The sequence below is a fragment of the Ruegeria sp. BE10 genome, from assembly GCF_056538905.1.
In genome coordinates this window covers 17,232-35,876 of sequence record NZ_JBQFTX010000012.1, presented here as the reverse complement: position 1 = coordinate 35,876, position 18,645 = coordinate 17,232, and the positions used below count along the sequence as shown (strand labels likewise).

The 18,645-nt window shown below is 56.4% G+C and carries 14 protein-coding genes; 5 read left to right on the top strand and 9 right to left on the bottom strand.

What is annotated here, in order from left to right:
• The first annotated feature begins 27 nt into the window (after positions 1-27).
• Positions 28-1,335, top strand: a complete 1,308-nt coding sequence (locus ACR0M2_RS20020; protein WP_480706791.1) for an aminotransferase class I/II-fold pyridoxal phosphate-dependent enzyme — start codon at positions 28-30, stop codon at positions 1,333-1,335.
• 339 nt (positions 1,336-1,674) lie between these two features.
• Here the strand turns inward: ACR0M2_RS20020 and pcaF are convergent, their stop codons facing one another.
• Positions 1,675-2,877: a 3-oxoadipyl-CoA thiolase gene (pcaF, locus tag ACR0M2_RS20015; RefSeq protein WP_480639150.1), complete on the bottom strand. Its 1,203-nt coding sequence runs from the start codon at positions 2,875-2,877 to the stop codon at positions 1,675-1,677.
• Positions 2,878-3,254: 377 nt separating this feature from the next.
• Complete coding sequence (locus ACR0M2_RS20010) at positions 3,255-4,679, bottom strand: phage head spike fiber domain-containing protein (protein ID WP_480706789.1); 1,425 nt, start codon at positions 4,677-4,679, stop codon at positions 3,255-3,257.
• Positions 4,680-5,225: 546 nt separating this feature from the next.
• Here ACR0M2_RS20010 and ACR0M2_RS20005 point away from each other — a divergent pair.
• Together ACR0M2_RS20005 and ACR0M2_RS20000 are read left to right on the top strand one after the other, a co-directional pair.
• Positions 5,226-7,361, top strand: a complete 2,136-nt coding sequence (locus ACR0M2_RS20005) for a GumC family protein (RefSeq protein WP_480706787.1) — start codon at positions 5,226-5,228, stop codon at positions 7,359-7,361.
• 188 nt (positions 7,362-7,549) lie between these two features.
• On the top strand, positions 7,550-8,311 hold the full coding sequence (locus ACR0M2_RS20000) for a glycosyltransferase family 2 protein (protein ID WP_480706785.1): 762 nt from the start codon (positions 7,550-7,552) through the stop codon (positions 8,309-8,311).
• A 200-nt stretch (positions 8,312-8,511) separates the two neighbouring features.
• Here ACR0M2_RS20000 and ACR0M2_RS19995 read toward each other — a convergent pair whose 3' ends face one another.
• The 6 genes from ACR0M2_RS19995 to ACR0M2_RS19970 form a co-directional block, all read right to left on the bottom strand.
• On the bottom strand, positions 8,512-10,338 hold the full coding sequence (locus tag ACR0M2_RS19995; protein WP_226689570.1) for a BCCT family transporter: 1,827 nt from the start codon (positions 10,336-10,338) through the stop codon (positions 8,512-8,514).
• 120 nt (positions 10,339-10,458) lie between these two features.
• The gene (locus ACR0M2_RS19990; protein ID WP_170352002.1) at positions 10,459-11,466 is read right to left on the bottom strand and encodes an Ldh family oxidoreductase; all 1,008 of its coding nucleotides are present in this window, start codon (positions 11,464-11,466) and stop codon (positions 10,459-10,461) included.
• A gap of 52 nt (positions 11,467-11,518) precedes the next feature.
• Positions 11,519-12,169 carry a DUF3726 domain-containing protein gene (locus tag ACR0M2_RS19985; RefSeq protein WP_170533858.1) on the bottom strand — a complete coding sequence of 217 codons (651 nt, stop codon included), beginning with the start codon at positions 12,167-12,169 and terminating at the stop codon, positions 11,519-11,521.
• Positions 12,166-13,857 (bottom strand): hypothetical protein, encoded by a 1,692-nt coding sequence (locus tag ACR0M2_RS19980; RefSeq protein WP_480706784.1) that lies wholly within the window; start codon positions 13,855-13,857, stop codon positions 12,166-12,168. Before ACR0M2_RS19980 ends, ACR0M2_RS19985 begins: the two co-directional genes overlap by 4 nt.
• Positions 13,858-13,871: 14 nt before the next feature.
• Complete coding sequence (locus ACR0M2_RS19975; RefSeq protein ID WP_170519630.1) at positions 13,872-14,849, bottom strand: membrane dipeptidase; 978 nt, start codon at positions 14,847-14,849, stop codon at positions 13,872-13,874.
• On the bottom strand, positions 14,849-16,300 hold the full coding sequence (locus ACR0M2_RS19970; RefSeq protein ID WP_480706782.1) for an aldehyde dehydrogenase family protein: 1,452 nt from the start codon (positions 16,298-16,300) through the stop codon (positions 14,849-14,851). Before ACR0M2_RS19970 ends, ACR0M2_RS19975 begins: the two co-directional genes overlap by 1 nt.
• Before the next feature lie 107 nt (positions 16,301-16,407).
• Here ACR0M2_RS19970 and ACR0M2_RS19965 point away from each other — a divergent pair, with 107 nt between their 5' ends.
• Both ACR0M2_RS19965 and ACR0M2_RS19960 read left to right on the top strand, forming a co-directional pair.
• A complete protein-coding gene (locus ACR0M2_RS19965; RefSeq protein ID WP_170551290.1) occupies positions 16,408-17,310 on the top strand; it encodes a LysR family transcriptional regulator in 903 nt (300 codons plus the stop codon).
• 55 nt (positions 17,311-17,365) lie between these two features.
• A complete protein-coding gene (locus tag ACR0M2_RS19960; protein ID WP_170351966.1) occupies positions 17,366-17,503 on the top strand; it encodes a hypothetical protein in 138 nt (45 codons plus the stop codon).
• A 91-nt stretch (positions 17,504-17,594) separates the two neighbouring features.
• Here the strand turns inward: ACR0M2_RS19960 and ACR0M2_RS19955 are convergent, their stop codons facing one another.
• Positions 17,595-18,587 carry an MBL fold metallo-hydrolase gene (locus ACR0M2_RS19955; protein ID WP_366554077.1) on the bottom strand — a complete coding sequence of 331 codons (993 nt, stop codon included), beginning with the start codon at positions 18,585-18,587 and terminating at the stop codon, positions 17,595-17,597.
• Positions 18,588-18,645: the final 58 nt, after the last annotated feature.

The window sequence follows — 18,645 nt, the reverse complement described above, 5'->3', positions numbered from 1 at the left end:
AGATTGGTGCAAACAGGAGAATGGCGTATGACACTTGCACAACGAAACTGGGTTCCCATAACGAGTGAAACTCTGGTTCAGGACATTGCCAACAAGGCTGCGTCCACGTCCTCGGCCGATCTTCTGGCCCGGGTTCAGACACTCGCTGAGCGGAACCGTGTGATCCACGAGGAAGAATGCTTCAACCTCAATCCGGCGACCAATGTTATGAACCCCAAGGCAGAGGCGCTCTTGTCGTCAGGTATCGGATCGCGTCCGTCCTTGGGTTATCCCGGTGACAAGTATGAAATGGGATTGGAGGCGATCGAAGAAATCGAGGTTATCACCGCCCAGCTTTGCGCAGAGGTGTTCGATGCCAGTTTCGCAGAGGTCCGCGTGCCCTCTGGCGCGATTGCCAACCTGTATGGCTTCATGGCGACCTGCAAACCGGGTGACACGATTATCGCTCCGCCCGCGTCGATTGGCGGGCATGTGACGCACCATATCGCGGGCTGTGCGGGGCTTTATGGCCTGCGCACGGTCGAGGCTCCCGTAAACAAGGATGGCTACACGGTCGATCTGGATCAGCTTCGCGCATTGGCCCTGGCCGAACGACCCAAGCTGATCACCATCGGCGGCAGTCTGAACTTGTTTGAGCACCCCGTGGCCGGCATTCGTACCATCGCGGACGAAGTCGGCGCTAAGGTCATGTTCGACGCTGCCCACCAATGCGGGATCATAGCCGGGCGGGCGTGGTCGAACCCGCTGAAGGAAGGCGCGCATTTCATGACGATGAGCACCTACAAAAGCCTTGGGGGACCGGCCGGGGGACTGATCGTCACCAACGATGCCGAGATCGCAAAGGCGCTGGATGCCATCGCGTTCCCCGGGATGACTGCCAACTTCGATGCTGCGAAGACGGCCGCTCTTGCGGTGACCATGCTGGATTGGAGGGACTTTGGGAAAGCCTATGCTAGGGGGATGATCGCAATGTCGCAAGCATTGGCGACCGCATTGGACACAGAGGGCGTTCCGGTCTTTGCTGGGGCCGAAGGCTTTACGAACTCCCACCAGTTCGCCGTATTGGCCGAACCCTTTGGAGGCGGTCACGCGGCGTCGAAAAAGCTGCGCCCGAATGGGTTTCTAGCTTGCGGCATCGGACTGCCATTGGCCGTGGTTGACGGCGATATGAACGGATTGCGCATTGGCACGCCAGAACTGGTCCGTTGGGGCATTACGACGGCCGATGCAGGTCAGCTTGCCGCGCTAATTAAACGCGGTCTCAACGGCGAAAATGTTGGAGAAGAGGTGGCGTCTTGGAGGCGAAACTTTGACACTCTCTGCTTTGTTCACTGAGACAGAAAGCGGACATTTGTGCATTCTTGGCGAACGTCAAGAAAGTTCGCGTCTCGTTGGTCCGATCGGCTTGCGGCGAATGCTTTTGGTTACATTCCTTCCGGAATTGTCACTGTTCCTCCCGAAGATGCTTATGGGCATCCAATAGTGACGCAATAATCTGGAAGCTGGTTGCGCCGGAGTCGAAAGGCTCCGGCGCTATTCTATTTTGAAACATCTATTTAGTGTTGGATCGCCCCGAGGTTGAGGCAAAGGAGTTACGCACCGGACACCTGCATTGAAATCTCTATCGGCCAGTTTTTTCTGCGTCCTCAGCTCTACCGAGCTTTCGTAAATCGATCAGACGGCTTCCAGCGCGATGGCGATACCCTGACCAACACCAACGCACATGGTGGCCAGCGCGCGTTTGTGGCCACCCAACGACAGCTCCAGTGCCGCCGTTCCAGCGATCCGGGCCCCGGTCATGCCCAGCGGGTGACCCAGAGCAATGGCTCCGCCATTTGGATTCACATGCGCGCTATCCTCGGCCAGACCTAGGCCGCGCAGAACTGCGATACCTTGCGCGGCAAAAGCCTCATTCAGTTCAACCACGTCGAAGTCTTCGGGTTTCAGGCCCAAACGGGCGCACAGCTTTTGCGTGGCCGGGATCGGACCGATACCCATAATCCGAGGTGCCACACCCGCCGACGCCCCGCTAACAATGCGGGCCATCGGGGTCAGTCCGTATGTCCTGGCGGCATCAGCCGAGGCGATGATCAGCGCGGCAGCCCCGTCATTGACGCCCGAGGCATTGCCAGCCGTGACTGTTCCACCATTACGGAAAGGCGCGGGCAGGTTGGTCAATTTTTCCAGCGTCGTGCTGCGGGGATGCTCATCGGTTGCAAACAGAACTGGATCGCCTTTTCGCTGCGGCAGTTCGACCGGAGTAATTTCCTGTGCCAGCCGACCCGACGCGATAGCTTTGGCCGCGCGCTCTTGACTGCGAAGCGCGAATGCGTCCTGCGCGTCACGAGTCACATTGAAATCCTCGGCGACGTTCTCAGCAGTTTCCGGCATGGAGTCGACACCGTACTGTGACTTGATCACCGGGTTGATAAAACGCCAGCCAATGGTGGTGTCATAAACAGCATTCGCTCGTGAAAAGGCGCTTTCGGCCTTGGGCATAACAAAGGGTGCGCGCGACATGCTCTCAACCCCGCCAGCGACCACCAGGTCGGCATCACCACAGCGGATCGCCCGCGCGGCGTTGATCACAGCATCCATACCAGACCCACACAGGCGGTTAATGGTCGTACCGGGGACAGCCACAGGCATGCCCGCAAGCAGCAATGACATACGCGCCACGTTGCGATTGTCTTCACCGGCCTGGTTGGCGCAACCGAATATCACGTCATCGACAGCATCCCAGTCAACGCGTGGATTGCGCGCCATCAAGGCACGTATAGGAACCGCGCCCAAATCGTCAGGGCGTACCGGGGCCAGAGTACCACCAAAACGGCCGATCGGCGTTCGTATATAATCGCAGATATAGGCTTCGGTCATTGAGTTCACTTTCCTGCATGAGCCGTGGTGACATGGGAAACGGGTCGTTCGAAACGTAGGCTCGAGAGTATTTAAAAACAGTTTGAAAAAAATGGGAAATCCGAAATTTAACTTGTCCAGAATTTTGGGCTGGTCATTCGATTACATAGACAGGCGGCGCGGCCGTCTGACATTCGGCTGCACTTGTCTTGTTTCGGCCGACAAACAAGAGCGCTGACCGATCCCAGACCTGGCCAATCAGCGGACAGCAATTCGCCCAACCATGGCCCGAGCTTAAACCCGCGCATTGGTTTCGGTTTGGCGGAATACCTCCTGCGGTTAACCGCAAGAGGCGATTTCTAAGCAAATCCACTCATCGAAGAGTACCAGTTTGCGCTTTAACTCCTGACCGCCGCCCTCAGCTCAAGAAATTTCCGCAATTGCTCGGTTTCCGGTCCTGACAATGCGCGTCCAATTGCGCCATAGGCATAAAGAGACGCACCACCCGGCACCACCCTGTTACCCGCCCCGATAAGCTGGCCGCCACGGATCGTGACCCCGTTCTCATCTGCCCAAAATTCAGTGACGTCCGATCCCAGGTCAGGGAACTCAACGACAAGTTCGTCGTCAATCTGATCATTCGAAAGATACCAGAAAGCGCGCTGTCCAGATTCAGTGACGTCATACTGATTGATACGGTTTTGGTACGGTGTCGGTGCGGATCCGATTTCAAGCTGAGCCTGTGCAAGCAGAATACCCTTCACACCATCCCCCAGAACATCGACCCCCATTTCCTCTCGGGGTCGAAGATAGAGGTTTTTATTGCCCGTGCCGCTGTAGTCCAATTGTGTGGATACCCGGAAAAGACCGCTGCCAAGGCTTTCAACATAAGCTGAACCGGACAGGATTGCGCCCGTCGTCAAATCGACTTCGAAGGCCCCGCGCGACGCAGCAAACCCGTCGCCACCGGTAAAGTGCAGGATTGGATATTCCGCCGCCGAGGCGACAACAGAGAATGTCGCGGCCTGTGTGGCTTGGACAGCTGAAGGCAGGGCAACAAATGTCAGACCACTTTGTCCAACCCTTGCGGCCAGTTTCACCATCTCTATTTCTGGCGTTCCCAGTGCAGTCGCAGTAAGAGATCCAGCACTATCGTTCCAACCTGCAAAACTCGCAGAGTTGTCCATCAAGTTCCTGATCCCACTCATCGGGTGCCGGGCAAGAAAAGGGCGCCGGTCGTCATTAAATTTCTGCGCGGCGTGGTATCCGGGAATGCTACAGGCCGCTATATCAGCAATGGTTATATCCGTCGGTCCCAATCGCCGCTTGATGCTAAGATATTCTACCGTCGATTGTATAATAACGCTGTGCCGACCTATTGTGGTAGGCAAGGGCGGGTTGCCCGTCACACCGCTGATAGACAGGCCACCAAAGCCATATGCGGTCACTGTATATTCTAGTCGGTACCATTCTCCGACCGTTAAAATATCAGTCTGCACGACGTTTGAATACGACCCATCGGGTGAGTGGATGCGCACTTGTCCGTTTGAAATGGTTGCATCACCGTTCGTATTCCAATGAGCCTCACCATCGTTTAACCCCCCGTCCGTGACAGCGTCAGGGCCAGGTCTAAGATCGTTCGATTTATCCAGCATCAACCCTACCGGTTGACCCGGACCCAGTATGGGCATCGTCCCTGCCCAGTTCTGAAACAGTGAGCGCATATCGGCGGGGTCGAGCCAAAGCGACGGGTTCAAGTTTTTAATACCGCCAGGACCATTGCGCGTCGCCAATGATGTGATGGAAAAGCCAAGATTAATCATTATTAACAACCCCTTTCATTTCATCGTTTGTTTGATGCCTGGGTTGTTTGACAAAGGCTGGTTCAGCCTTGCTGGCAATTACTGCGCGGGACATTCTGTTGATCTCCAACTTCTTGGATTGGTGCGATTTCATTGGATGAGATGCCAATTTACCCTCAGATTTCCGTAGCTGCGTGTTCAGAAACCCGGGCTTTATGGGTACTCATTCTCACTTGATGCATGACGTCAGCATTCAGCCATGGGTTGAGATTTGATCGTTCTTCACCCGGAATAATTTTCTAAGATTGTTGATTTTGAATTAGGTGACCGTACGGGTTGATCGGAAATCATGCGCCCAAAGTCAGATAAGGGGGAAGTGGCTGGAAGCCTGGTTTGAACCGACCCAAACAGCAGTCATGAAATGCAGGGGCAAGGTGGTTTTCACCGCGGCTTATTGAACCGGCAGTTTGGCATACGGGCGGGCCTTTATTTATGCCCTGGAACCTTGTAGGGAGCGGCTTCAAACGCGTTTCGCGTGTATCCGGCATTTGGGATAAATTATTTGATATGAAGCAATCTCCAATACACGAAGCACAGTTCAATTCGAGCCGCTCACCAGTGGGTGACGCGCCAGAAGATGACGTGGTCGATTTAGGAGTTTTGATAGGCACATTATGGCGTGGAAAGTGGATCATTGCCCTAGCCACCGCCATAGCCATTTTGATCGGAGGGTATTACGCCTTTGTCGTCGCCGTGCCACTGTACAGGTCGACTGCGGTGGTCATGCTGGAAACCGATCAAGCCAGCGTGGTTGACCTTCAAAGCGTAGTTGGCGGTCTGGCCGGAGACACCGCTGAAGTCAATTCCGAATTGGAAGTGCTGCAGTCCCGCGGTCTGATGGGCAAGGTCGTGGACAAGCTGGACCTCGTTTCTGATCCCGAGTTCAATTCTGATCTTCTGCCAGACTCGGCATTCGATGGGGTCAAACAGTTCGTCAAATCAGTTCTTGGCACCGGAAGCGACCCCGAGCAGGTGGCCGAGGAACTGACCCAGCAGAAAACCCGGGACAGCGTGATTACGGCCCTGCTCAAGAAGCTCTCGGTCAAAATCGTGCCGCAAAGCTTGGTGTTCGAAATTACGGTCGAGACAGAATCGGCACGCAAGTCAGCTCTGATAGCCGACACGATCGTCGAACTATACGTACTGAACCAGATCGAGATAAAATTTGAGGCCACCGAACAGGCGACGGCCTGGCTGACCGACCGTGTGGCCGAGCTGCAAGTCGAATTGGAAACGGCTGAGGCAAAAGTCAGCGACTTCAATGGGACGACCGCGCTGATCTCAGCCGAAGCTCTACAGTTGCAGGAAGTGCAATTGAAAGATCTTCGCGAACGTCGTGTATCTGCCGAGGCAACCCGTGTCACGGCACAGTCCCGGTATGACGCACTGTCTTCCGCAGACAACCGCGCGGCTCAGGCTGAAGCCAGCCAGGACCCGCAGATGCAACGCCTTTTCACGCAAATCGAGGATTCCGGTACGGGCGAGACAGTCTTTGACACCGCTTTTCAACGCCTTCTCGCGCGCACAGCGCTTGAGGTGCGGCGGTCTTCGCAGCAGGTTCAGGCCCTGACACAATCGGCAGAAGACCGTGGGCAAAAGATCGCGCAGCAGAATGCGGACCTGATTACGCTGCAGCAATTGGTGCGTGAGGCCGAAGCGGTTCGGCTGCTTTATGAATATTTCCTGGCACGGCTGAAAGAGACATCGGCGCAGGAAGGCATTCAAAAGGCGGACAGTCGGCAATTGTCACGCGCCGTTATTCCCAGCATCCCGACTTCGCCCCGAAAATCCCGAATGCTAATGCTCTCGGCCATACTGGGCCTCATGCTGGGCGGCGGGTTCGTCTTGTTGGCTGAAGCGCGACGCAAAGGCTATCGCTCTGCGCAGGATTTGGAACGCAAGACCGGCTACAGCGTTTTGGGTCAGATCCCGATCTTTCCTGCACGCGGGCGCCGCAAGGTTCTGGAATATCTGGCCGACAAGCCGTCCTCTGCCACGGCCGAGGCGGTGCGCAACCTGAGAACTTCGCTGATGCTGTCCAATGTGGACCGCCCACCACAAGTTGTGGTTATGACCTCATCGCTGCCAGGCGAGGGGAAGACGACAAACTCGCTGGCGTTGGCCCAGAACTTTGTCGGTATCGGTAAGAAGGTCTTGCTGGTCGAAGGCGATATCCGACGCCTGACCATGACAGCGCAGCTCAAGGGCGCACCCCAAAAAGGGATCGTATCGGTTCTGTCCGGGGACGCCACGCCACAGGAGGCCATCTTTCAGGACCTGTTGCTGAACTGCGATATTCTGGCTGGTGAAGAGACCTCGGTGAATGCGGCGGACCTATTTGCATCAGAACGATTCAAGGTTTTTCTGGACGACATGCGCAAGCTCTATGACGTCATACTGATCGACACGCCGCCAACATTGCTGGTATCCGACGCACGCCTGATTGCACGCAATGCGGATGCGGTGCTGCTGACCATCAAGTGGAATGACACATCCGCGCAAGACATCACCGAGGCAATGCGCCTGTTCCACACCGATAATCAGCACTTAACCGGTCTTATTCTGGGTCAGATCAATGTCCAAAGCGCTAAGCATTACGGATATTCCTACGGAAGATATGCGTCCAAATATTACAGCGATTAAGGCTGTCAAAACGTCTTGGTTTAACGTGCGATTGACGTTTCAGTCGGTGCTGGCAGGACGGATCATTGCGGGGATGCAAAAAGGTAACCACCCTCGCTTTCTGGTCGAACCTCAGCAAGGCTAAGTACGCTGCGGTTACGACGTTGTGAAAGATTGATATTCACGTTTGTTATTCTTTGGAATTATGCATGAAATTTTCTATCCTTACAGCAGTTTGGAACCGTGCGGCCACCCTTCCAGATGCCTTGCAAAGCCTGGATACACAAACCTACGACAACTACGAACATGTGGTTCAGGACGGAGGCTCTAGTGATGGCACGCTAGAGCTGCTCAATGCCCGAAACGATCCGCGTATGCAGCTGGTCAGTGAAACAGATCGGGGCCTTTACGACGCACTGAACCGCGCCACGGACCGAGCAACCGGTGATGTAGTCGGGTTGCTGCATTCTGATGACTTTTTTGCACATGCAGAGGTTTTGACTCGTGTTGCACACGTCTTTGAGGAAACCGACGCAGACGCGGTCTATGGTGATCTGGAATATGTGTCCGCGCGGGATACCGACAAGGTGGTGCGCCATTGGGTTTCTGGACCCTATGGCCCGCACAAGCTGAAACGTGGATGGATGCCACCACATCCGAGCTTATTTATCAAACGCGATGTCATCACGCGGTGGGGTGGTTATGATGACAGCTTCCAGATCTCAGCAGATTATGACAGCATACTGCGTTATTTCGGCCAGGGCCGCATTTCAGCAGCCTATCTTCCGGAAGTTTTGGCCAAGATGCGCCTTGGCGGGGCCAGCAACGGCAGCGTCCGTCGAATTCTCAGGAAATCGACGGAAGATTATAAGGCAATCCGGCGCAATCAGGTTGGCGGTGCGCCTACTCTGATCATGAAAAACGCGCGGAAGGTGCCGCAGCTGTTTATGAATAAGCTGAGATCAAACTAGGCTTGCACAGCTCATGCTTCGGGGCGGGCAAAGTGATTTGGTTGACCACGTCTAGGTCCACGCGGGCGACCTACGCAGCCCTGTCGATACTGAACCCACCGCAAATTTACGATGGTTTCCAGACCCATATTAAGAGCTGGACAGACGCAAAAAAACGCCGCCCGAGGGGGCGGCGTTGCTGATTGGTTTATTGGCTTCAGTTATTCAGCTGCCTGTGTTCCGGCGTCTTCGTGCCTGTCCCGCTGCCCGTCGCGATAAAGCGCCTTGGCCAGAGAAATACACATCAAACCCATCACCATAGTGAACGGCAGCGCGCCGATGATCATCGCATTGCGCAATGCGTCCATCGGGTTGTTCTCACCCGCTGCCAAGATCAGCGCACCGATTACGGCGGTCAGAATCACACCCCAAATGATGCGATGTTTGACGCCGGTCTCCTGACTGCCACCCGACATGATTGTGTTCATCACCAAAATCCCGGAGTCCGCAGAGGTAACCAGGAAGGTCATGATCAGGATCACGCACATGACGTTCAGCATTGACAACAACCCACCGTCGATCATGTAGGACAAAGTCACGAACAGCTTGTTGGTGTTCGACGCCCCAATGATCGCGCCCTCGGCCGCGCCTGCCAGTTCCAGATCGATCGCGGTGCCGCCCAGGACTGTCATCCAGGCAAAGCACACCAATGCCGGTGCGAACACGCAACCCAGGATGAACTCACGCACGGTACGACCCTTTGAGATGCGTGCCAGGAACAAGCCAACGAACGGCGAGAACGCGATCCACCAAGCCCAATAGAACGTGGTCCAGCCCGACTGCCAACCAAACTGACGGCCCTGTTCACCGGCGGCATAAGCTGCGGCCAGAGTTGCTTCGTCCAGTTCAGCTGCTGCACCTTCCAGACCGCTCTTGAAGCCGTCAAAGCTGCCCCAGGCGTTGGTAGCACCCCCCATCAGGTCTGCCGCATGGGCCTGTGCTTCTGCGGGCAGTGCTGCAGCAAAAGCTTCTGCCGACAGCGGCCCATAGGCGCCAAAGCTCAGCGAGAGGAAGTGGAAGATATAGTCGACCATCGCCGAACCATAGGTGGTCATTGCAAAGACAAACGAGCCGAACACCACAAAAGTTCCCAGCAGGATAATCGACAACACAAGGTTCAGGTTTGATAGATACTTAACCCCGCGGCCGACACCCGAAACCGCCGAAATGATCGAAAGTGCCATGATAACGACCAGACCCGCGATCAAGCCCACCTTGGATGGTGCCGGAACGTCTCCGCTCAGGTCCATTACCCATTGCATACCGGTAATCGCATAGACCCCGTCGATAAACTGGCTGACACCAAAACCAATGGTGACCGAAACACCCAGGATGGTCGCAACCACGCCCAAAACGTCAACCACATGACCAAGAAAACCGTTCATCAGCTTGCCGAACAGCGGCGTCAGTGCCGCGCGGATCGTCAGTGGCATGTTACGCGTATAGGCGTAGTAGGCCAAAGACAGGCCCGTCACCACATAGATCGCCCAGGCGTGAAAACCATAGTGCAGGAACGTATAGCGATAGGCCGATTGGATCGCCTCGGGTTCATTGCCCGGAACATCCCCGGCAACCACAACGGGGTTTGAGCCCCACAACCCCAACGGCTCGGCCGTTGCAAACACCATCAGGCCCACGCCAAGACCGGCCCCGAACATCATCGAGAACCACGAAAAGTTCGAAAACTCGGGCTTTTCTCCGGGTGTGCCCATGACACGCTTACCGGTGCCCGGAAGGATGGCCACCACCGCCAGAAACAAAAAGAAAAAGCCCACGATGATGACATAGAAGCCGTTGAAGCTCTCCAGCAATTTGCCGTTCCAGCTGCCCAGGGTGCCGTTGGCATTGGCCGGAAAGACCAAAGCCCAAAGCACCAAAGCAACCATGATCGCCTTGCTTATCAGCGCAATCGGGACGCTGTAGTTCTCATAAAAACCATCATCCGCGGTCTTTATTTCTAAGTCCGTAAACGGTTCCTTTATCGACATCTCTGTTCTCCCTTGTCGGTAAATGGCCTTATTATTTTTTGAAGTGCGCCATTCCCGCCAAATCTATAGGGGGTGCGCATATCAGTTTGTTATTCTCCGTCCGTTTATTGCCCTTTCGCGTCACAAAAGCGCACGGATCTTTTCAAGAAGGGCAGCGTTCACTGCGACACCTTCCTTTGCAGCCCCTTCTCTGTATGTCTTGCGACCGTCGCCTGGCAGGCGGGCACCGTCTTGCGAGCGGACTGACTCGATCAGAGCGGCCAGCTTGTCCTGAAACAGCCCGCCCGAAGTCGCCTGCGGGTCAATGGCAATAAAGAATTGACCGGTTTTCGGCGGGCCACCAGCCGTACCCGAGAATGGGCTGGCCACGGAACCCAACGTCGCACCCGCCATCGCGGCAGCCATCAGTTCGACGGTCAGGGCAATGCCGACACCCTTGTAACCGCCCGATGGCACCATCGAGCCTTTCAGGCCAGCCTCGGGGTCGGTGGTGGGTTGGCCATTGGCGTCCAGCACCCAGCCTTCGGGCACAGATTTGCCTTCGCGGGCGTGCTTCATCACCTCGCTCTTGGCAATTGTGCTGGCGGATTGATCGATCAGCAGCGCGGCATTGCCATCGGCATCGGGGGCGGAAATCGAAAATGGATTGGTGCCGACAACGGGTTTCGCGCCACCCGACGGGGCAATCGAGGCAGGGGCATTGGTAAATCCGATCCCAAGTAGCCCGGCCTGCGCCAACCGCTGTGTATGCACGCCCAGAACACCGCAATTATACGAGTTGTTGACAGCCAGAACTGCAACGCCTTGTTCGCGCGCCAGCGGGATCAGTTTCTCGAACCCCAAATCAATAGCGCTATGAGCAAAGCCAGTGGCGGCATCCACTGTGACAACGGCAGGGCGAGGCTGTGTGACCACCGGTTTTGCAGTGCCGTCCACCTTGCCACATTCGACATGCTGAGCGTAGATCGGAATATAAGCCAACCCGTGTGACGCCACCCCGTCCGCTTCGGTCATCGCAGTGGCGACCGCCAAAGGACGCGCGTTTTCCTCGGATGTTCCGGCTTTGACAAGCGCGCGAAAGGCCAGGTCTTCAATCTCGGACAGTGACAGGGTTTCAGTGGCGATCATCATATATTCCCGTTCGTAAGAGTTGTAAGCGCCCCGGTGCAGGAGCCGCATTTCAGTCGTTGTCGCTCAAACCCGCACCTGCGCCGCGCAAGCGGCTTTCCTCGGTTGCGGGGGCGAAGGTGCGATGGGCAAAGGCGCTGAGCCTGTTCCAGTTTTCCTCTGACACATCGGCGCGCAGCACCGGTTCACGACGCCCGGTCATTTCGGCGGGCGCGTAAAAGACCAGCTTGTTTGCGTGGCGCGCCTCAAGCGCATCGGGCGTGGCTTGTACGCAAACCTGTCGTCCGTCGGTGGCCAAGCGGGCCCCCTGCCATTCGGCAGAAACCGGCACGTCCAGACGCAACGCGGCACCGCCCATGAACGGCACTGCCAACAGGGGCAGGCTGACGTTCTCCATGGTGATCGATCCCCGATTCATCAGCCGCACGGCACAATCGCTCAGCGATGCCCCGGCGATCAGCGGACTCATACGCCGTGTGGGAGCATGCCATACTTCGGCGCTAAGAGAGACGGGCGACACGTCAATCGATGGGATGCGGTCGTTCATTTCCAGCAGATCGGCCAACATCCCAGCCCCCGAGAACCCGAAAGCCGACAGCCAGCGCGTGCCTTTGGCCGCCTCTTCGGCCAGCCCCCATGACAGACCGGCACCGCGCGCGGCGCGTTTGCTCATGGCTTCGATTTCATTCAACGAATGGCTCATGCCACGGCCTCTTCAAGTTCGGGGAATACCCAGAAATCGGCGTTTTCAGAAGTCAATTCGTAGGGCAGGGGAGCATTCCCATACATGCAGATCCGAACCCAGCGGTCCGAGCGAGGATCAAACTTGGTCGCGCCAAAGAAGGACAGCTTGCAGCGCAACATGTCGATGGGAAGTACTCGATCCGAGATCGTATTGTCCCGAATTTCAGCATAGGGTGCGCGACCTACGATCTGGACCCGACGCAGGACGTGGCGGTGTTCAGGGTGGCGCAGAAGGAAATCCGCAACCTGTGCCTCGTCCGACCAATGAGCCAGAGCCTGATACAACAGTGCGGCATCCCGCCCGGGGGCCAGAGGCTGTTCATATTCCTCAATAGGTTCTTCAAAGCGTTCACCTAGGCGCGGTTCCAGCTTTTCCTCGGAAACATACCAAGCGCGAGCCTTGCTGGCCGGAGTGGTCCAATCTGTCTCGATCGCCCAGCCATAAATGTCCTTCAGCAGCGTCCGCAAATCGCCGATCTTCATCGCACCCGCTATCCGGAAGGTCGCGGTGTTATCTGCCGCCATACTTTCGGCAAACCCGTCTACCAGGTCCCCGTAAGGTTCCAGAATAAGCGAGGCAATCCATTCCTGCCCTTCCAGGGTCAGGTTCGTCTCGGCCCATGTGTAAAGCTTATCCCAGGGATAATCCGCATCAAGATCGGCACTGGCCAGATAGTCGGTAACCTTGGCGACATCCCCACGAAGGGCCGCCAGTTTCTCAATCTGGATCGGGTGTTCCGAATGCCAGGTTTCGACGATCTGCGTGTTGCGCGTCAGCATTTCCCGGAACAGGATGATTTCAGCCTCGGTTGCCTTTTGAACCGCACGGACGGCCTGAATGGCCCGTTCGCGTGCGGCCATCCAATTATTGAACAGCACCGGGTGGTTCAGCAGAAACGGCGCCATGCCCAGACCTGTCGAGTTGCCGATGCCAATCGAGCGGGCAATCCCTGGGTCCAGCCGCGCCGCGCGGGTTCCGTCTTTTGCCGCGCGCAGGTTTGCCATGTATTGCACCAGATCGGTCACAAACCAGCGCGTCAGATAGACCGACAACATCTCAACTTGGAAAGGCGCACGAAATTCGGGGCGGTCGGCGATCATCTCACGATCCGCAGCACCCAGTTTGCCCGAGCCGTAAACGGCTGTCGTGCGCATCAGGTAACCGACGTCCTCAATTTTCGCGACGGACGGCTGGCGTCCGCCAGCCAGTTCGCTGACGACATGCTCCCACAGGCGCACCGACCGGTTCGCGCGTGAGACCGATAGTTCTGTGCCGGTCACGCGCCCTGCTTCCTGAACCGGGATATTATGCGACAGGCGTTCGATGTCATCCGCAGTCGGCACACCATCGAACAATGTAAATGTGGCGTCCCAGGCTTCGGCAATCACCCGATCAGACCGTTTTTCAGGCGGCAGGTCATGGGCATAGGCGATCAACGAATATGACGCATCAGGCCCGTGCGCTGTATAAACAGCATGGCCGACGCCGTTTTCATCAATCTCGAAAGCAGTCTGCTCGAACCGCCAGTTCTCTCGGGCCAGACGTCGTGTCAGAATGCGCATGAAAGATAGGCGCGACTGGTGCATCGATCCAAGGCGCGCAAGGCGCATCACAAGCTTTGGGTCGCGTTGGGAAACGTCAGTCATTCGGCCATGCCTCCTCAGCTTTCCGGCGGCCCGAAGTTGTCATTAAAGAAGCGATACCAGTTGCCTCCCATTATTCCGGCGATTTCGTCGGCGTTCAGGCCGGTCTTGCCCAAGCCATTCCTGATATTTCCAAAGTCGCGATTGTCCCGGAACCAATCTGGCATGGGCGGGAAACCGGGGGCTGAGGCAGAGCCCTCACCATAGTCAATCTCTTTGGTCCAGCGACCGACGCGCATCCATTCCACGATGCTGTCGGGTTGATCCTGGCACAGGTCGGTGCCGATCCCCAAATGCTGAGCGCCGTATTTGTCCGCAGTCCGCGCGATCATTTCGCAGAAACTCTCAAGCGTGCAGTCGGATTTGTCCTTGAGGTGATGAGGGTAGACCGAAAAGCCCAGCATCCCACCGTTTTCTGTTACGGCCCGAATAACCATGTCCCGCTTGTTGCGAAGGGCAGGCGACCACTCATGCGGATTGGCATGGGTGATGGCGATGGGACGTTCGGAAATCTCAGCCGCCTCGATGGTTGAACGATCTGCCGAATGGCTCATGTCCACCACAAGACCAACGCGGTTCATCTCTTTGATGACCTGCTTGCCCATGCGGGTGATGCCGGTGTCTTCGGCCTCGTAACAGCCCGTCGCCAGCAACGACTGGTTATTATAGGTCAGCTGCATGAACCGCGCGCCCAGATCGTGCAGGATTTCGACCAGACCGATATCGTCCTCGATGGGCGAGGGGTTCTGGAAGCCAAAGAACACCGCCGTCCGCCCCGTTTCTCGGGCCACGTCAATGTCGCTGGCCCAGCGGCCTTTCATGATGAGGTCGGGGTATTTCTCGAACCAACGGTTCCATTTCTCAAAATTCAGAACCGTTTCGCGGAAGTTTTCGTGATAGGCGATGGTGACGTGGATCGCGTCCACGCCCCCTTCGCGCAATTGACGGAATATTTTCTCCGACCAGTTGGCGTATTGCAGGCAATCGATCAGCATCAATCCGGCTTTCCGGCGCTGATATAGGCGGTCTTGACCGTTGTGTAGAACTCAGCCGCGGCTTTGCCTTGTTCGCGCGGGCCGTAAGAGCTGTCGCCGCGGCCACCGAACGGCACATGATAATCGGTGCCTGCGGTGGGCAGGTTCACCGTAACAACGCCGGTACGCGCGTTGCGGCGGAAATGCGTGGACCGAGCCAGCGATTTGGTCACGACGCCCGAGGTCAGGCCGAAATTAGTGTCATTGACGACGCTCAGCGCTTCATCATAGCTGCCAACCTTGATGACGCTGGTCAGTGGCGCGAACATTTCTTCGCGGTTGATGCGCATATCGTTGCGCGTGTTCAGGAACACGCCGGGCGACATGTAAAAGCCGTCATGCGGCATATCCAAACGCTGCCCGCCACAAGCCAGTTCCGCGCCTTCGGATTTGCCCAGATCGACATAGGCCAAATTTTCAGCCAACTGCTGCTGGCTGACGACCGGACCCATCTGAACCCCTTCCTCCAGCGCGTGGCCGACTTTCATCGCCTGCGCACCCGCAACCAGCTTTTCTACAAACGCGTCGTGAATGCCTGCGTGAACCACGAGGCGGGAGGAGGCCGTGCATTTTTGCCCTGTGCCACCGAACGCCCCGCCAAGGGCCAGTGTTACCGCCAGATCCAGATCGGCGTCGTCCATAACGGCCAGAGCGTTTTTCGACCCCATTTCCATCTGAACCTTGGTTAGGTTCTGGATGGCCGCCGTCGCGATACCCTTGCCGACCGGAACCGAGCCGGTGAAAGAAATCGCGTTGACCTTAGGGCTTTCGACAAGACGCTGACCGATTGATCGGCCCGATCCCATCACAAGACTGAACAGACCCTTAGGGATATCCTGACGATTGATGATCTCGGTCAGGGCCACCGCCGAGGCGGGCGTAATGTTGGCAGGTTTCCACACAACGGCGTTGCCATAACACAACGCCGGAGCGATTTTCCACGAAGCGGTTGCCGTGGGGAAGTTCCACGGGCTGATGATGGCGACAACGCCTACGGCCTCGCGGCGCACATCAACCTCGATGTCGGGACGTACTGAATCAGCGTTCTCACCAATCTGGCGCAGACATTCGGCAGCGTAATAGGTAAAGAACTGACCGGCGCGATAGACTTCGCCCTTGCCTTCGGCCAGAGGCTTGCCCTCTTCCCGGCTGAGCAGGGTGCCCAGCTCTTCGGCACGGGACATCAATTCGTTGCCGATGGCGTTCAGAACCGCCTGTTTGCGCTCAAGCCCATAAGCCGCCCATTCGGCTTGTGCGACACGCGCCTGATCCAGCGTTGTCTCTAGCTGATCGGCGCTGGCCTGAGCAAACATACCAACCAAGTCGCTTAGATCAGATGGGTTGCGGTTTTCGATTTCGCTTTCACCTGCCAGCCACTCGCCAGCGATCAGGTTCTTTTGGATGTCAGCCATAGCTGTGTCGCCTCATTCAGAAAGTATCGATCAGGTATGGACCTCTTTGGGGTAATCAATCAAACTAAAATTATTGAACATTACTTCAGCTAAGTTGAAATGATCGGATGACACTCAAAATCGAATTGCTTCGTGGCTTTGTCGCCGTCGCGCGTTGCGGCAACCTGACGGACGCGGCTTTGGTCCTGAAACGAACACCTTCTGCGGTGTCGATGATGATGAAACAGCTGGAAACCCATCTTGGGGAACCGCTGTTCGAAACGGACCGGAAAAACAAGCTCACTGCACTAGGAGAATTTGTTCTCGAACAATCAGAGCAGGAGGTTCAGCATTTCGACAATACTGTACGGGCCATCGAAAATTTCGCTGACGCCAGTTTGGGACATGTTCGAATTGCCACAGTACCGTCAGTGGCTGGCACAATCATTCCGCAGGTTTTTGCCCGTAAAATAGACACATATGACAAAGTCCGGATCGACCTGCGCGATATGGATTCAAAATCGGTTTTGCATGAATTGTCACGCGGTCGAATTGATATCGGTATCGCAACACTGGGCGTCAACGGGTCCAGTCTGCATAGCCAGCTTTTGCTGACCGACCGGTTCGGCGTTCTGGTCGCCCCAGATCATCCGTTGGCCACGGGCACCGGCCCCGTCAACTGGAAAGCGCTGGAAAATGAACGTCTGATCGCCAATAGCTTATCCGACGGCATTCCGGGTCCAGAATCCGAAAAGATACACGCCAAATCGCGTTTATCGGCCCATAACCTGACCTCCATTCTGGGGATGGTCAGGGCCGGTATTGGCGTGACCATCCTGCCTGAAATGGCTGCAATCTCTTCAGGTCCGAGCGACCTTGTGTTCCGTCCACTGGCCGATGAGACCTTAAAGCGCCACATTCATCTGTTGCGCAAAGCGGGATCGGCGCTGTCACCCGCCGCGCGCAAATTGGAGAAGGACATAATTGAAACGGTCGAAGCTCTGACAACAGAGCATCTTTGTTTTCGATAAGAAAACGCCCCTGGACAACGAAATCGGGTTTTAACCGCGCAACGTGTCGTCCCGGTTGCTCAGAAAAGCGACCCGTGCCGAGGCCGAGGAATTGGCGGTGATGCCGGAATTGGCGGATGGTTGGAAAAGGGCGTTCAAGCGGATGGCGGCGGGTGAATACGACGAAGATGTTCAGCGGCGGTTAAACGGCTGAAGGTGAATTCGCCCTGAGGCTACGTCAGCTTTACGTGAGTTTGTGGCAGGGCGGCCTGCGCGAAGCTAACCGCCCTACCGGCCTGCCTAGGTCAGGCTGTGTGTGCGTTGTGCCCAAAATACAGGAACTCGCGATCCATTCCGGCCACATCACCCGATTCGAGAGACAGGCTGGCCGAATCCAGCATCTTGTAGCTTTTCTGCGATTTCACCCATTCATCCGCATTCTGAAGCGTGGTCAGCGTATAGCTTGTGGTCTCGCTCAGGTAATGCGTTGGAATGATGATCTTGGGCTTCAGCTTTTCGACGATGTCGTTGCCTTGTTTATAGTCCAGAATGTGCTGCGACCCGTCGACGGGCAATGTCAGAACATCAACCTGGCCAATCGCATCCCAGAATTCCTGTGGCGGATCGTGCCGGTTGTCGCCCCAGATCAGTGTGCGGATGCCGCCGGTTTCAATCAGATAAACCACCATGTCCATGTGGCTGACATTGTCCGGCGGGCAGGCTTGCACTCCGAACTCGCCCAGTGCGTTGGTCCAGTCGTACCAGCCCGGCGCGCGGCACACGTGTTTGTCCGCAAAACCGGTGATCTTGATGTCGGCGAATTCAAAGTTCCCGACCATCCGGTCCAGAACCATGGTCGAAACCGGGCGGTGAATGGCGTCATGGTCGAAATGCGTATGCGTGGACATGCAGATATCGACCGGCGTTTCCGGGAATTCATTCTTGAACCACAGACCCCACGCACCCGAAGGGTCGTCGCGCCAGGGGTCGAACAGAACGGTGGCACCACCGGGTGATGTGATCTTGATGGCGCAGTGACCGTAATAGTCGATCCCGACGGTCCCATCCACGGATTGTCCCGTGGTTTTCTGCAATTCGATCACGCCGTTATTGTTGCCGGGTTGTGTCCAGTCGGTGGATTGCGCCTTGGCAGATGTCGTGGTCAGCAGCGAGGCCGCCCCACCAACACCGGCAGCACCCGCCGCCATAAAAAAGGACCGCCGCGACAAGCCCGGCGTCAACTCATCCTTGTCACCACGCAATAGCGTTGGCTTAAGGTTCAGGTCATCTCTTTCCATTTTTGGTATTCCCTGTTGTCTCTCGTTCCGGTCTTTGCCGGAACAGAAACAGGGTACC